Origin of the sequence: Spiroplasma endosymbiont of Polydrusus cervinus, assembly GCF_964019755.1 — a bacterium.
Lineage (GTDB): Bacteria > Bacillota_I > Bacilli_A > Mycoplasmatales > Mycoplasmataceae > Spiroplasma.
Genome location: NZ_OZ026469.1, coordinates 238,246 through 253,055 on the forward strand (window position 1 = coordinate 238,246; position 14,810 = coordinate 253,055).

Here is a 14,810-nt window from a genome sequence, read left to right on the forward strand (position 1 = left end):
TTGCTAGATTAATAATAAAATATTTTTAATAAATTGCAACCATTTTTTCAAAAAAAATAAATATTTGTAATTTCATCTTATTTTAAGTATATTTAAGCACGCTAAAAATAACTTATTAAATTTTAACTAATAAATTTATTTAATATTTTGTAAAAACATTGCTTTTGCACTTATTCAATTCAAACATGGTCGAAGTTTATCATTTATAACATTAACTACTCAATCTATCATTTTTTGACTAACATTATTAAAATCAGTTCCCTTAGGGAGTCAATATCTAAATTCGCCATTCATATGTTTAATTAATGGTTTTTGTTGTGGTTTACCGGGATCACAAAAATAAACTTGTGTTTCAGAAAATATTTCCATTTCTCTTCATTTACTAAATTCTTTTCCTCTATCAGTTATTATTCCTTTAATTTTCCTAATTAAATTATTATTTATAACAATATCTTTAAATTTTGTTACAATTTCGCTAGCACTATGATTTTTCAATTTCACTGCAAAGTAATTATTACTTAATCGCTCAACTAATACCAAACAACTAGATTGATGGTGTTTTCTCATAACAGTATCCATTTCAAATCAACCAATACTAGAAACTTTATTTTCAATATCTCAAATTGATTTAAAATTAAGTAATTTTCCACAATTATCTGGTTTTTGTTTTGTTTTATATTTTTTACCACGATGGGGAAAATTTTCTTTTCTTAACCCTAATTTTCCTAAGCGAATTCATTTATATAAAGTTTTAACACAAGCAGAAAATTTAACACCAAATTCTATAAAATAACGATAAATCAATTGTTCGGGTGTATCGTGGTATTTATTAAATCTTGTTTTAATAAAATCTAACTGCTCTTTTGTAAATTCAGGTATTTTTTTAATACATTTTTTATGCTTTTGTTTATAATCTTTGTGAGCATCTGATGGATTATAATCTTGTATATTTTTAAATCGCTTAATTTCTCTTTTAACAGTATTAATCCCGCGACCCATTTGTCTTGCTATTTCAGATAAATTAATCGTGCCACTTTTCTTTTTACAAGTATCAGATAATAATAAATTTTTAAAAAAATATCGTTCATCAAATATTAAATATTTAAATTTTCTCATTTTTATACAAATTCCCTTCATTTTTTCTTATAATATTTTATATATAAAATAAAGAGGTTAATAAATATGCAAGAATTTAGTAAAGTTAACAACAAAAAAACGAATAACAAGCTACGAACATTTAAATAAAAAATATGATTTAAATTTTATTGACTATAATTTTGGTTTTGATTGAGAAGTATTTAAATATTTTGTTGGTGATAGTTATGCTCGATATTTTACAACGAATTGTTTTTTTAAGTTTGTTTCAGCGGTCGTGGTACTAATAAAACATGAAATCACCTAGCAGAAAAGTTATTTTATGCTTGCAATTTTACAGATGCTTCATCTAATATTTTACGAAGATACGCCAACACCCACGAAGATACTACATTTGGAGATGCAATTAATGTATGTAATTATCTATATGATAAATATGGAGTTGATTTGGGCCCTGATAATGAAAATGAGATTACTTGACCTAAAAATGTTAAAGAAGGTGGAGAGATTGTTTTTCCTAGTGGTGTAAGAATTGCTTTTGCGGGTTATGCTAATGGTAATAAAAAGTTGGTAAAGGTAGCGGCATTATATCAGCATGAACAGATGAAATGATCCATGCTGAAGAAAAAGAAATATTGACGGATAAAGAACTAGATAAAAGATATAATAATTTAAGAATTTCAATGTTTCGTTCTAAAAGTTTAAAAGTATCTTATGAAAAATACATTAACGATATTGGAGATGAGCATTATAATTTAGAAAATCCTATTCCAGTAAAATAATTATCTTGGACATTTCAAGAATGAGATAGCACAGCAAAACAATATAGCACAATAACAAGATATTTTGTAAATTGTAAATACCAAATCATAAAAAGTTAACTATTAATTTAGTTAACTTTTTTAAGTTAATTTTTAAGTTAATTATAGGAGGTTGAAATTATGCAAATAAAGCAATATTTAATTTTGCGGTCGTTAGTAAAAAGTATGGTAAAGATATTGTTATTAATACTGTCAATAAGATTGCAAATGATATTGAAATTAAAAAGTAAAGAATAAATTATCCCGCGTAATTTACAATCTTCAATTAACTTTCAATTATTTCCAACTGGTGGTTGTTGTGGTTTGGGTTCTGGTTTATTACTCGCCGTTTTTACTATTATTTGGTTTTTCGTAACTAATTAATGATGTTGTACTTGTTGCTTTTAATCCGATTGCTCCTAAAATACTTAGCAACTTTTTCACACTTTATCTCCTTATTTAAAATGTTATAATTATTGTACATAAATTATAACATTTTAAATAAGGAGATAAAGTGTGAAAAAATATGAAAGATTAGATTTTAATGAAAGAGTAAATTTGGAAAAATTAAAAGATAATGAATTATTTAAAAAGAAAAATGAAACAATTAATATTCGAAAAATTGCTAAGCAAATGAATAGAGATTATAGAACTATTTGGCAAGAGTTAAATATGTTTGATAATATTAATGATTATAATGCTGCAAAAGCACAAAAAATACATGATAAAAATAAAAAACAATGTCGTAAATATTAAATGTTAAATTCACAAGAATTAAGTCACTTTTCTAATGAATATAATAATTTTGGTCGTTCGCCACAAAATATTATTACTTCGTATGAATTACAATATAATGTAAAATTTGGTGTATATTTTAAAAAAATGTATAAATATATTAAATTAGGTTATTTTAATTTAAAAAAAGAAATGCTATATTTTAAAAATAAAAAAATGGGGAACAAAATGATAATCGTAGAAAATTACTTAATATTAGAGATTATAAGCAATTTTAAAATGATTATGGAAATGATTTAAGTTTTAGTGGAATTTGAGAAATGGATACTCTTGATTGTGGTAATTTTTATTTGTTAGTTTTAGTAAATCGTAAATCAAAAATACTTTTTTATTATATTTTATTTAGTAAAAAGGCAAGTATTGTATTAACAATTTTAATGAAAATGATTAAACAAATTGGTATTAGTAAATTTAGTTGTATTTTAACCGATAGAGGAAAAGAATTTTATAGATGAAAAACAATAGAAAAACACTTTAAAATAAGAGTTTATTTTTGTGATCCTGGTAAACTTCGTCAGAAAGCATTAGTAGAAAGAATAAATAGAGATATAAGGCGTTGATTGGCTCAAAATGAGCCATTAATTAATATTCGTAGTAGATTAAAATCTATTTTAGATATATTAAATACCACAATTAGACCTTGCTTGGAAAATTTTACATCAAGAAAATATTTTAAAAAAATTTTTTTAAATTAAATTAGTATTTGTTAAGATTAGTAAAATTTATTTTTTGTTGTATTTAATTTTATAATTTTAAAAATAAATATTAAAAACAATATTTTTAATTTAATATTTTTTGTGATTATTGTTTTTTATTTTTAATTTGTTATAATTTTATTAGCTTTTTATGATTTAGTTTTACAGTATACAAAGGGATAAATATGAAAAAAACATTAAGTCTTTTAGGATCAATTACTTTAATTGGAACAAGTACAACAAGTTTAGTGGCATGTAATAATGTGGTAGAATATACACCAGAACAATTAGACGCATTAAAAAAAGAGAACCAAATAAATACAACAAATAAAGAAATCAAAGATAATTTAGAATGAATAGCACCACAAGAAAAACCATTTAATAAAGTTAATAATAAGTATTACTATATAGTATGAAAAGGTAAAAATTGAAACATTACCAAGTTTAAAAATAATGAAGAAATAATACCTCCAAAACAAGAATATAGATATAAACTTCTACAGGAAAAAGAAGAATACAAAATTCAATTACGCTATTGCTCGCGTAATGATACTAAAATTGATTTAATTATTTTTAAATCAATTAATGAACCAACTTTAATTTGAAAAAGAAATAGTAATGATTTTATTAAATCAGTTTATCGTTGAAATGGCGAAGAACAAAATTTACCTAACTTAATTATTGATAAAGATGCTAATATACAAGTTAATTAATAATTACAAAAAGAGATTTTATACTGCACCCTGTTTAGTAAGTATTAATAAAAAGGTTTACAAACTTTCATTTATTATATATTTTTCTTTTTGGTTTGAATATCATTTATTTCATTTTTTAACATCATTAATATATTCATTATGAGATTTATAATTTTTATTATGGATTGTTCCTTTTTTAAGTAATGAATGAAAACTTTCAATAATAATGTTGTCTGCACAATGATAATTTTTACCCATTGAAATTATAATTTTGTTATCTAAACATTTACTATTGTAATCTTTAGATGTATATTGATATCCGTGATCTGAATGAATTATTGTTTTATTTAGATCTTTTTTTATTTTTTTAATTTTATTAATTGCATCATTTAAATTATCAAGTACAATTTTGTTATTATTAAATTTTGATAATTTTACATCAATAATTTCTTTAGTATATCCATCAAGTATTGTTGATTGATAATGTTTTTTACCATTTCAAATTAAATAAGTTACATCAGTAAATAAAATTGAAAATCTTTCTTTAATATCATTAAAATTACGATTTACTAAATCAGGATATTTAATTATATTTTTATTTCTATTTTGTTTTATTAATATTTTTCTACGCATACGCTTTACATATTCAGCTTGAATATTATTTTCTTTCATAATTCGCAATACTTTCTTAGCATTATAAACAATGCCATAATCTTCTTTTAAATATTTGGTAATTCGACGATAACCAAATTGTTTTAAATTTTCTTCATAGACTTTTACAATATTTTTTAATGATTCGCTATCCTTACCATTACTTGAATAATTTTTATATTTATCTCAATAACTACGCTTTAAATCTGTTATATCAAGTAATAAATTTAGTGGATATTTATTAATGTTTTCTTTGATAAAAGATACAATTTTTCTTTTATTTAATTGTAAAAGTCATGAAGCTTTTTTAGTAATTCATACCTAACTTTGTAATAGTTTAAATCTCTTTTTTCAAATGATTCTTTTGGACCTTTATTGGTGTTTAAAATTCCTTTCTTAAAATTTTCATACCATGAAGCAACAGTTTTTTATTAATTTGATATTTTTTTGCAATAAAACTTATACTATTATTTTTAACCTCTTGTACTATCATTTTTCGAAAATATGCTGTATATTTATTAAATTTTTGTCCTTTTCTTGCCATATAAAAATGCACCTCCTCTAAAGTTTAGCAAAGACTTTTTTTCTTTACTTACTTTTTTGGGTGCAGTCTATTTAGTATCTATTTTGTTTTTATCTCGGTTTTTTAATTTTTATTTTAACGGGGTTAGTACTACTATTTCTAACACCTAATACATTTTGATTATTAATATTTATTATTATATCTTTTTCATTTCCAGAATTAAAAAATTAAAAGCCCGAATTATTATTACGTAAAAGTAATTCAATAAATAATATTTTTGAAAATATAATTTTTAATTTTGCATACTGTAAAACTAAATCATAAAAAGTTAATAAAATTATAACAAATTAAAAATAAAAAACAATAATCCAATGGAATGCCCCCTATATAGTAGACACAAAAATAAAAACATTTGTGTAAACTAGAAATGGGGTGCATTCCATTGGATTATTGTTTTTTATTTTTAATTTGTTATAATTTTATTAACTTTTTATGATTTAGTTTTACAGTATGCAGGAGAAAAAATATGACAACAGTTTTACAGTTATATCAAAATCAAGTTAAAGATCAAGATGAAGTTACAATTTTGGGGTGAGTTCGTTCTAATCGTAGTAGTGGTAAACTAGGTTTTTTAGTTGTGAACGATGGAACTATTTTTGACAATGTGCAAATTGTTTATAAAGCGGAACAACTTCCTAATTTTTTAGAAATTAGTAGTTTACGAGTTTCATCCGCCATTAAAGTGGTTGGTAAGTTTTGTTTAACACCATCAACGAAACAAACCTTTGAAATTCAAGCAACAATGATTGAAATTCTTGATCAAGCAAGTAAAGATTACCCGTTACAAAAAAAAGAACATTCATATGAATATTTACGCGAAATTTCTCATCTACGCGCAAAGACTAATACTTTTAATGCTATTTTTCGAATTCGTAGTAGTAGTGCTTTTGCCATTCATCAGTTTTTTAATAAAAATAATTTTATTTATGTTCATTCGCCAATTATTACGGAGAATGATGTTGAGGGAGCTGGTGAATCATTTGTTGTGACAACAAGAACGGATAATAATTATCCCGAAGATTTTTTTGGCAAAAAAGCTAGTTTAACTGTTTCTGGGCAATTGCACGCCGAGGGATTTGCCCAAGCATTTCGCCAAGTTTATACTTTTGGGCCAACTTTTCGTGCGGAAAATTCGAATACAACAAGACATGCTGCCGAGTTTTGAATGATTGAACCAGAAGTTGCTTTTATTGACCTTGCGGAAAATATGACCTTAATTGAAACAATGATTAAACATATTATTAATTATTTATTTGCTAATAATCGGCATGAGTTAGAATTTTTAAATAATAATGTTGATGATAAATTATTGGCAAGATTACAAAATGTCATTGATGAGGAATTTGTGCGTTTATCATATACAACAGTAATTGAAATTTTACAAAAAGCGGTCACAAAAGGACAACAATTTAATAATCCTAATATTTTTTGAGGAATGGACTTAGAAACTGAGCACGAAAGATATTTATGTGAACAAGAAACCAAGAAACCAACCTTTCTATTTGATTATCCAAAAGAAATTAAAGCATTTTATATGAAGGCCCAAGATGATAATAAAACAGTAGCGGCTTGTGATTTATTAGTACCAGGAATTGGTGAATTAGTTGGAGGTAGTGTTCGGGAAAATGATTATGACAAAATTGTTAACCGTTGTCATGAATTAAAAATTCCTATGGCAGACTTACAATGATATCTTGATTTACGAAAATATGGGTATTATAAAAGTTCTGGTTTTGGCTTAGGATTTGAACGCTTTGTGATGTATGTTACCGGGGCAACTAATATTCGGGATGTGATTCCTTTCCCCCGCACACCACGCAACTTACTATTTTAATTTGATGCATATAAAAATTTTACAATCTTCAATTAACTTTCAATTACTTCCAACTGGTGGTTGTTGTGGTTTTTCTGGTTTGGGTTCTGGTTTATTACTCGCCGTTTTCACTATTATTTGGTTTTTCATAACTAATTAATGATGTTGTACTTGTTGCTTTTAATCCGATTGCTCCTAAAATATTTAAAATGTTATAATTATTGCACATAAATTATAACATTTTAAATATTTTAGGAGGTAAAGTATAAAAATATGAAAGATTAGATTTTAATGAAAGAGTAAATTTGGAAAAATTAAAAGATAATGAATTATTTAAAAAGAAAAATGAAACAATTAATATTCGAAAAATTGCTAAGCAAATGAATAGAGATTATAGAACTATTTGGCAAGAGTTAAATATGTTTGATAATATTAATGATTATAATGCTGCAAAAGCACAAAAAATACATGATAAAAATAAAAAACAATGCCGTAAATATTCAATGTTAAATTCACAAGAATTAAGTCATTTTTCTAATGAATATAATAATTTTGGTCGTTCGCCACAAAATATTATTACTTCGTATGAATTACAATATAATGTAAAATTTGGTGTATGTTTTAAAACAATGTATAAATATATTAAATTAGGTTATTTTAATTTAAAAAAAGAAATGTTATATTTTAAAAATAAAAAAATGGGGAACAAAATGATAATCGTGGAAAATTACTTAATATTAGAGATTATAAGCAATTTTAAAATGATTATGGAAATGATTTAAGTTTTAGTGGAATTTGAGAAATGGATACTCTTGATTGTGGTAATTTTTATTTGTTAGTTTTAGTAAATCGTAAATCAAAAATACTTTTTTATTATATTTTATTTAGTAAAAAGGCAAGTATTGTATATAGTAGACTGCACCCAAAAGAGTAAGTAAAGAAAAAAAGTATTTGCTAAACTTTAAAGGAGGTGCATTTTTATATGGCAAGAAAAGGACAAAAATTTAATAAATATACAGCATATTTTCGAAAAATGATAGTACAAGAGGTTAAAAATAATAGTATAAGTTTTATTGCAAAAAAATATCAAATTAATAAAAAAACTGTTGCTTCATGGTATGAAAATTTTAAGAAAGGAATTTTAAACACCAATAAAGGTCCAAAAGAATCATTTGAAAAAAGAGATTTAAACTATTACAAAGTTAGGTATGAATTACTAAAAAAGCTTCATGACTTTTACAATTAAATAAAAGAAAAATTGTATCTTTTATCAAAGAAAACATTAGGTTGTATGTATTATTTAAGGGCTTTAATTAATATCTTAGAAATTGTGGAATAATACACCACCTACTTATTTAAATTGTATTACTTTTAATTTTATTGTCAATATATTTTTCTATTTTTTTAAATTTTTCCACAACAAAAATACATTTTTATTAAAATTATTTAATTTCTTAGATAAAACTAATAAAAATATAAGTTTGGTTGCAAATTATTATTTACAAAATTATTAACTGAATAATTAATTCTATTTTCTTCTAGTGGTTCATTGGTATTAAATAAATTAATTTTATTTTTAAAATTAATCATACTAGTATTTAATTTATTTTTAAGAGTTTTTCCATGATAAGTTGCTTTTTTAACCAAAACACCTTTACAGTAATGTGATATATCACCCTCAATATGACAACCAATATTATTTCATAATGTTTGATTTCTGACACCTTCTTCATTATTTTTAATTAATCTAATTATCTCTTTTAAGAATTTCATTTTTACTTCTTTTATAAAAGAAGTACTGTTTTCTAAGCATTCTAATAATTCTTCATATTTAGCATTAAAAAAATAATCAACCGCCTTATGATATGTTTCTTTATTTTGTTTGTTTTTACTTTGGTAGGGATATAATTTTTTAAATCTACTTGTAAGATGAAATTTATCTATAGTGTAATGCACTTTATTTTTGGGGAAATATTCTTGGATAAGTTTTGCAATATTTTTAATTCAAGGTGCACCATCGCCTAAAACCATAATTTCAATATTGTCATTAATATCGTAATAACTTGTAATTAAAATAAGTAATTTATTAACAAAATTAGTTAATTTACTATTTTTTTTAATATATTCTGGAATATTATCTAGTTCTATAACACCCAATTTATTTGCAATTACAGGTCTTTTTTTAGTTGATTTTGTTTTATCAAAACCAGTATGAACAGTTGAAAATATACTATGTTTTTTTATTTTTTCTTTCCCTTTTTTATTTTCATTTCACATTTTTAAATAAGTTCCATCAACTTGAATATATAAAGTATGTGGTATTTTTATTTTTTTATCAGTTTTATTAAAATAATATTCTTTATTAGTTTTTGCATTTTTCATAATATTTGAAACTGTTTTTATACAAAGTTTTACATATTCCATAGTATCTAAAATATCTTGATATGTTTTTTTCTTGCCAATAAATGATAATATTTTTTCTTTAACACTATTATCTATTCTTTGTCATTTTTCAATTTCTAAAAGTTTATCTAAAAGAAAAATATATTCTTCTTTACCTGTTTCTGTATTAATTTTATAAAGTTTTCTTCTTTTAAAAATTATTTTTCCTCCCATAGTAATTAATGTTTTTGGTTTTATTTCTTTTACTTTATATTTTTTAAATTCTTTTAAACTTTCGTGAGTTTTATAATTTTTTAAAATTCATTCATCATAATTTTCTAAATTTTGTTTAATAATCTCAACACTTTGTTTATCTAAAAAATTAAAATAATTTTTAATAAAATTTTTATCAAAATTTATCATTTATTTTGCCCTCTTTTCTTTTTTATTTATAAATTAATATTGCTCACACACTAACTCTATTTTAGATATTTGTCAAATTAATTTTAATAAAAAAAACAAGATTATTATTAATCTTGTAATAGAAATAATACGGCGATAATCAAATATTATTAACTATTTTAGTTTTTTATTAAAACAGGTGGCTATGGTTATCGCCGCCTATGTCAAATTATATATGCTTTTTTTCTGTCATATTATTTACTCAATCTAGCAAGGGTTTTGTATATATAGTAATACCCACTTTCGTGGGACTTTGTGCCGACCAATTTCAAGAAACTTTTTAATTCCCATTTAACGAATAGGATACCATTTTTGAATATTTCTTTATATAGATACTGTTATTAAAATATAATGTCAAATAAAAAAAGACAATTAAAATTGTCTAAAAAAATAAATACGATATTATTAAATTAATTTAATAAATAAAAAGAATGATAAACCAACTATCACTCTATAATTTCATTATAACATAATTATTATGTTTATCAATAAAAAAATAGAAATTTAAACGGTTATAATCACTTTTTTAATTAAATTAAGGAGGTGAAAAATACATGAATAAAAATAATGAAAATAATTTAGATTTAATTTTAAAAGAAAACAAAGAATTAAAAGAAAGAATATTTTTGTTGGAAGAAGAATTTAAAAAATATGCAAATGATACAAATATTAGATTATCTGAACTTGAAGATATAGAAGTATTAACGAATAAAGTGTGTAGATGTATGGGAAATAAAATAAATAGGAGTTAAAAAATAAATAATATTAATTAATTATTAGTATTTTTATTTTATAAATAAAAATAGTTTAATTAAACTATTTTTTTACTTATTTCCAAAAATTCAATAGCATCATCAATATTATTAACTGTTATAGAAATTGATATGGAGTCTTTAACCTTATTATAATTTTTTTCAACATTAAAATAGCCTTTTTCATTTGAGTCATTGATTTTTTTTATTTTTAAATCATTAATTTTCATATATTTACTCCTTTCGCTTTAATTTACATGACGATGATACCGTCATTAAAATATAATGTCAAATAAATAATTAAAATAATCTGCCTTTATTAAGCATTTTAACCACCATATGAGGGATTATTTTATATTAATGTTGTTGTTAAAAATAAAAATAATATCACAAAATCAAATGTAGCACTTTATGAACTATAAAATCAAGCTTTTTAAATTTTTAAAGATTTGTTATAAAAATTAAAGCAAAAATATTTTTTATTTTATGGTTTATTTTCGTTAATTAATTACTAAAATTAATTATTAAGTTTAAAACTAATATTTTCATTTGTATAAAAAGCGCTACACTTCATAGTACAATTTACATAATTAATAAAATTATTATATATAATATATATTTATTTTATTAAAAAACATAATAAAATAACCGCTTGCCCATTTATACAATCATAATTAAAATAATAATCATTCTAATTTTCCGATATTTCTAAAATAGATTTAAAGGTACTTGTATATATATATATATATATAATGTCGATAGATCGTGATAAAAGTTTCAAGATAAGAAAGGTAAAATAAAGTTATGAAAAAACTTTTAAGTTTATTAAGTGTATTAACAATTAGCGGAACTGCAATGCCAATTGTAATTTCTACTAGTCCTTATAAAAAAGAAAAAAATAATTCGGAAATATTAAAAATAAATAGACAGGAAACAAAATCAACAAATGAATTTTTAGATTTTAAAAATAAAAATGACGATATTAAATATTTTGAAAAAATTAAAGAAATAGAAGGATCTGTTAATAATCTTTTATTTGATAAAAAACAAAATATTTATTTTAGTGTTAATGATAAGGATCTTTATATTTTAAAAAAATACGAAACAGCAGCTAAAAAAATTGAAGAAATAAAAAATGGAATAAGAGTAATTAAAACTGACATTAATAATAATATTTATATTGGAACGGATGATGGCGTTTATATTTTGAAAGAAAATGAAACAAGAGTAAAAAAATTGAAGGACTATTTGGAGGCGTATATAGTATTATTTTTGATAATAAAAATAACACTTATCTTTATAAAGATGAATTATATGTACTAAAAAATGGAAATATAAGAGCTATTAAAATTAATAATATTAATGAAGGCTATATTTTTGATATTGCAATTGATAAAGATGATAATTTATATATTGCGACACACAACATTAATTCATATATATTAAAGCAAGGTGAGATAAAAACAACAATAATTAATAATTTACCTAAATATGTTTATTCAATCAAAATTGATGGTAATAATAATGTTTATTTTATAACGCTTGATAATATTTATCTTCTAAAAAAAGATGACCAAACACCAATTAAAATTAAGGGTTTACCAGAATATATTGATTCTTGTGTTATTGATAACAAAAATAATGTTTATTTTGGTACAAATGATGGAATTTATAAATTAAAAAATAATAGTATTATGTCAGAAATAATAAATGTAAATGAAAAAAATGAATATGTTATTCAAGATATAACTATTGATAAAAATAATAATGTATATTTTTTAATACCCCTTGATGGAATATACATAATAAAAGAAAACGAAACAAAAGCTAATAAAATTAAAGGGATAGAAATTGATGGATATTCAGTTTCAATTTCTTTCGATAATTTTGGTAATGTTTATTTTGGAAGTACAGATGTTGCTTATAAATTAATAAATAATAATTCAATTCCAATAAAAATTAATGGTATAAAAGGAAATATTAATTCAATTTTTTTTGATAAAAATTACACATATTTTTCAACAATAACAAAAGGTTTTTATAAATTAAAACATAGTACATATATATCAGAAGAAATAAAAGAAACTACTGATGTTGAAAGTTTCATTTTTGATAATTTTGGTAATATTTATTTTGGAAAATATAATGGTCTTTTTTTCTTAAAAAACGGGGAAACATCCTTAATACTTAAAAAAATTTATAAAATAAAATTAAATAATAAAGAAAATAATTTTTTTATTGATGAAAATAACAATTCTTATATTATATCTAATGATAATATATATATTTTAAATAATGAAGAAAAAGAATTAACAAGGTTAAGTGTTGATTTTAATATTAACAATATTTATTCTATTAATAAAAATAAGGATAATATTTACTTTAGTGCTGATAATGGATTTTATTTCTTAAAAATTAACAAAAATAAGCCAATATTGAAAAAAGTTTATGGAATAGAAATAAAACAAAATCAGCAAATAAAATCACTTATATTTGATAATAATGATAATATTTATGTTGCATATAATGATAGTTTTTATTTCTTAAAAAATGGTGAAACACAAGCCACAAAAATTAGTGAAATAAATAACTATGTTTCAGAAATAAAAATAGATAAAAATAATAATGTTTATTTTGTATCAGATAATTATCTTTATAAAATAAAAAATAATGAAACACAAGCCACAAAAATTAGTGAAATAAATAATGAAAATAGTTCAATTTTAATTGATAATGAAGATAATATTTATTTTAAAAAAAATGATAATTTTTATATTTTTAAATATGATGGAAATACTATGCCAATTAAAATTAAAGGAATAAATAACAGTTTTAACAAAATTTTGTTTGATAATGAAAATAATATTTATTTTATTACAAATAATGGTTTTTTTAAATTAAAAACTGGTGAAACACAAGCCATAAAAATTAATGGAATAGAAATAAATAATTTTTTAGGGAAGTTGTATTTTGATAGTAAAAAAAACTTATATGTTGAAAGTTTTTCTAAAATATATTTTTTAAATAAAAATTCTACATTTGCAAATAAAGTTGAAGGAATAAATAAAAATTCTTCAATTAATATAATAGATAAAGGTAATAATGTTTATTTTAGATCAAATAATGATTTTTATAAATTAGAATATGGTAAAATAATAGCTAATAAAATTAATGGTCTACCTAATGATACAGATATTATCTTATCTGAAATAGATAAAAATGATAATGTTATTTTTAAAAGAAATGTATGTGGGGCACATGGTTTTGGTCTTTGAATTTTAAAAAAAGAAAATACAACAGTAGATGAAATTATAGGAATAAAGGATTATGTTAATTCAGTATATTTTTTTGAAAATGATATATATATTAATGTTAGAAGAAGTGGGGCTTATATTTTAAAACAAAATGAAACAGAAGCAAAATTACTTAATAATATAAATGGTTGAGTCCACGAAATAATAAAAGATAGCAAAGGTAATATTTATTTTTATGCAAATTATGGATTTTATTTTTTAAAAAACGGAGAAAATAATCCAATTAAAATTGATGGTTTATATGAAAGTATAAATAAAATTATTGTTGATAAAAATGATAATTTATATATTTTAACTTATGATGGAGAAATTTATATTTTAAGAAACGAAATAATAAAAATTACAGAAATAAATTTAGATGTTAATCAAAAAATTAATTCTACTATTTTTAATAAAAATCAAGGCATTATAAATTTTAATTTATTATTAAAATTAGCATTTTTTTTAAATTATACTAATAATTTTTTGTTTTTTAATTTAAAAGAAATAAAAGATATTGATATCAATGATTTAGATTTTGATAATGTTGAAGTAACAAGAGGTAGAGATTTAAATTGAAGTGCCGATTTCAAAAGTGTTTGTTTTACCACAAAAGAGCATAGAAACAATTCTTCAATTAAAAAAACAGTATACACCCCTAAATGTGAATATAATCAAAAATCAAAATTTATGTTTCATATTATAAAAGGAATAAATAAAAATGGGAAAGATAACGTAAAAATAGACTGCACCCAAAAAAGTAAGTAAAGAAAAAAAGTCTTTGCTAAACTTTA

13 protein-coding genes and 3 pseudogenes are annotated in these 14,810 nt (G+C 21.7%); 9 read left to right on the forward strand and 7 right to left on the reverse strand.

Going from position 1 to position 14,810, the window contains the following annotated elements; genetic code table 4:
- Positions 1-135 precede the first annotated feature (135 nt).
- Entirely contained in the window at positions 136-1,116 is a 981-nt protein-coding gene (locus tag AACK78_RS01425) for an IS30 family transposase (protein WP_338955851.1), read from the reverse strand.
- A gap of 587 nt (positions 1,117-1,703) precedes the next feature.
- On the opposite strand from AACK78_RS01425, the gene AACK78_RS01430 reads away from it, so the two are divergent.
- On the forward strand, positions 1,704-1,877 hold the full coding sequence (locus AACK78_RS01430; protein ID WP_338955853.1) for a hypothetical protein: 174 nt from the start codon (positions 1,704-1,706) through the stop codon (positions 1,875-1,877).
- Positions 1,878-2,234: 357 nt separating this feature from the next.
- Here the strand turns inward: AACK78_RS01430 and AACK78_RS01435 are convergent, their stop codons facing one another.
- A complete protein-coding gene (locus AACK78_RS01435) occupies positions 2,235-2,339 on the reverse strand; it encodes a lipoprotein (protein ID WP_338955855.1) in 105 nt (34 codons plus the stop codon).
- Positions 2,340-2,411: 72 nt separating this feature from the next.
- Here AACK78_RS01435 and AACK78_RS07295 point away from each other — a divergent pair.
- Together AACK78_RS07295 and AACK78_RS01455 are read left to right on the forward strand one after the other, a co-directional pair.
- Positions 2,412-3,385, forward strand: a pseudogene (locus AACK78_RS07295) (IS30 family transposase).
- A 185-nt stretch (positions 3,386-3,570) separates the two neighbouring features.
- Positions 3,571-4,098, forward strand: coding sequence for a lipoprotein (locus tag AACK78_RS01455; RefSeq protein ID WP_338955863.1), 528 nt, complete (start codon positions 3,571-3,573; stop codon positions 4,096-4,098).
- A gap of 57 nt (positions 4,099-4,155) precedes the next feature.
- Here AACK78_RS01455 and AACK78_RS01460 read toward each other — a convergent pair whose 3' ends face one another.
- The 3 genes and pseudogenes from AACK78_RS01460 to AACK78_RS01465 all read right to left on the reverse strand — a co-directional run bounded on the left by AACK78_RS01460 (position 4,156) and on the right by AACK78_RS01465 (position 5,275).
- Positions 4,156-4,752, reverse strand: coding sequence for a DDE-type integrase/transposase/recombinase (locus tag AACK78_RS01460; RefSeq protein WP_338955865.1), 597 nt, complete (start codon positions 4,750-4,752; stop codon positions 4,156-4,158).
- A 21-nt stretch (positions 4,753-4,773) separates the two neighbouring features.
- A pseudogene (locus tag AACK78_RS07300) lies at positions 4,774-5,046 on the reverse strand (hypothetical protein); the annotation flags it as partial.
- Between the two features lie 67 nt (positions 5,047-5,113).
- Positions 5,114-5,275 carry a hypothetical protein gene (locus AACK78_RS01465; RefSeq protein ID WP_338954996.1) on the reverse strand — a complete coding sequence of 54 codons (162 nt, stop codon included), beginning with the start codon at positions 5,273-5,275 and terminating at the stop codon, positions 5,114-5,116.
- Positions 5,276-5,780: 505 nt separating this feature from the next.
- Between AACK78_RS01465 and asnS the strand changes: the two genes are divergently transcribed.
- The 3 genes and pseudogenes from asnS to AACK78_RS01485 all read left to right on the forward strand — a co-directional run bounded on the left by asnS (position 5,781) and on the right by AACK78_RS01485 (position 8,373).
- Positions 5,781-7,148, forward strand: coding sequence for an asparagine--tRNA ligase (asnS, locus tag AACK78_RS01470; RefSeq protein ID WP_338955867.1), 1,368 nt, complete (start codon positions 5,781-5,783; stop codon positions 7,146-7,148).
- A 260-nt stretch (positions 7,149-7,408) separates the two neighbouring features.
- Positions 7,409-8,046, forward strand: a pseudogene (locus AACK78_RS01475) (IS30 family transposase); the annotation flags it as partial.
- A 63-nt stretch (positions 8,047-8,109) separates the two neighbouring features.
- Positions 8,110-8,373: a transposase family protein gene (locus tag AACK78_RS01485; RefSeq protein ID WP_338954390.1), complete on the forward strand. Its 264-nt coding sequence runs from the start codon at positions 8,110-8,112 to the stop codon at positions 8,371-8,373.
- Between the two features lie 218 nt (positions 8,374-8,591).
- On the opposite strand, the gene AACK78_RS01490 is transcribed toward AACK78_RS01485, so the two are convergent.
- Entirely contained in the window at positions 8,592-9,932 is a 1,341-nt protein-coding gene (locus tag AACK78_RS01490) for an Mbov_0401 family ICE element transposase-like protein (protein WP_338955873.1), read from the reverse strand.
- A gap of 593 nt (positions 9,933-10,525) precedes the next feature.
- Here AACK78_RS01490 and AACK78_RS01495 point away from each other — a divergent pair.
- On the forward strand, positions 10,526-10,723 hold the full coding sequence (locus tag AACK78_RS01495; RefSeq protein WP_338955874.1) for a hypothetical protein: 198 nt from the start codon (positions 10,526-10,528) through the stop codon (positions 10,721-10,723).
- Between the two features lie 59 nt (positions 10,724-10,782).
- On the opposite strand, the gene AACK78_RS01500 is transcribed toward AACK78_RS01495, so the two are convergent.
- Entirely contained in the window at positions 10,783-10,953 is a 171-nt protein-coding gene (locus tag AACK78_RS01500; protein WP_338955876.1) for a hypothetical protein, read from the reverse strand.
- A 574-nt stretch (positions 10,954-11,527) separates the two neighbouring features.
- Between AACK78_RS01500 and AACK78_RS01505 the strand changes: the two genes are divergently transcribed.
- Together AACK78_RS01505 and AACK78_RS01510 are read left to right on the forward strand one after the other, a co-directional pair.
- A complete protein-coding gene (locus AACK78_RS01505) occupies positions 11,528-12,046 on the forward strand; it encodes a hypothetical protein (RefSeq protein WP_338955878.1) in 519 nt (172 codons plus the stop codon).
- A 371-nt stretch (positions 12,047-12,417) separates the two neighbouring features.
- Positions 12,418-14,784 (forward strand): hypothetical protein, encoded by a 2,367-nt coding sequence (locus tag AACK78_RS01510; protein ID WP_338955880.1) that lies wholly within the window; start codon positions 12,418-12,420, stop codon positions 14,782-14,784.
- Positions 14,785-14,810: the final 26 nt, after the last annotated feature.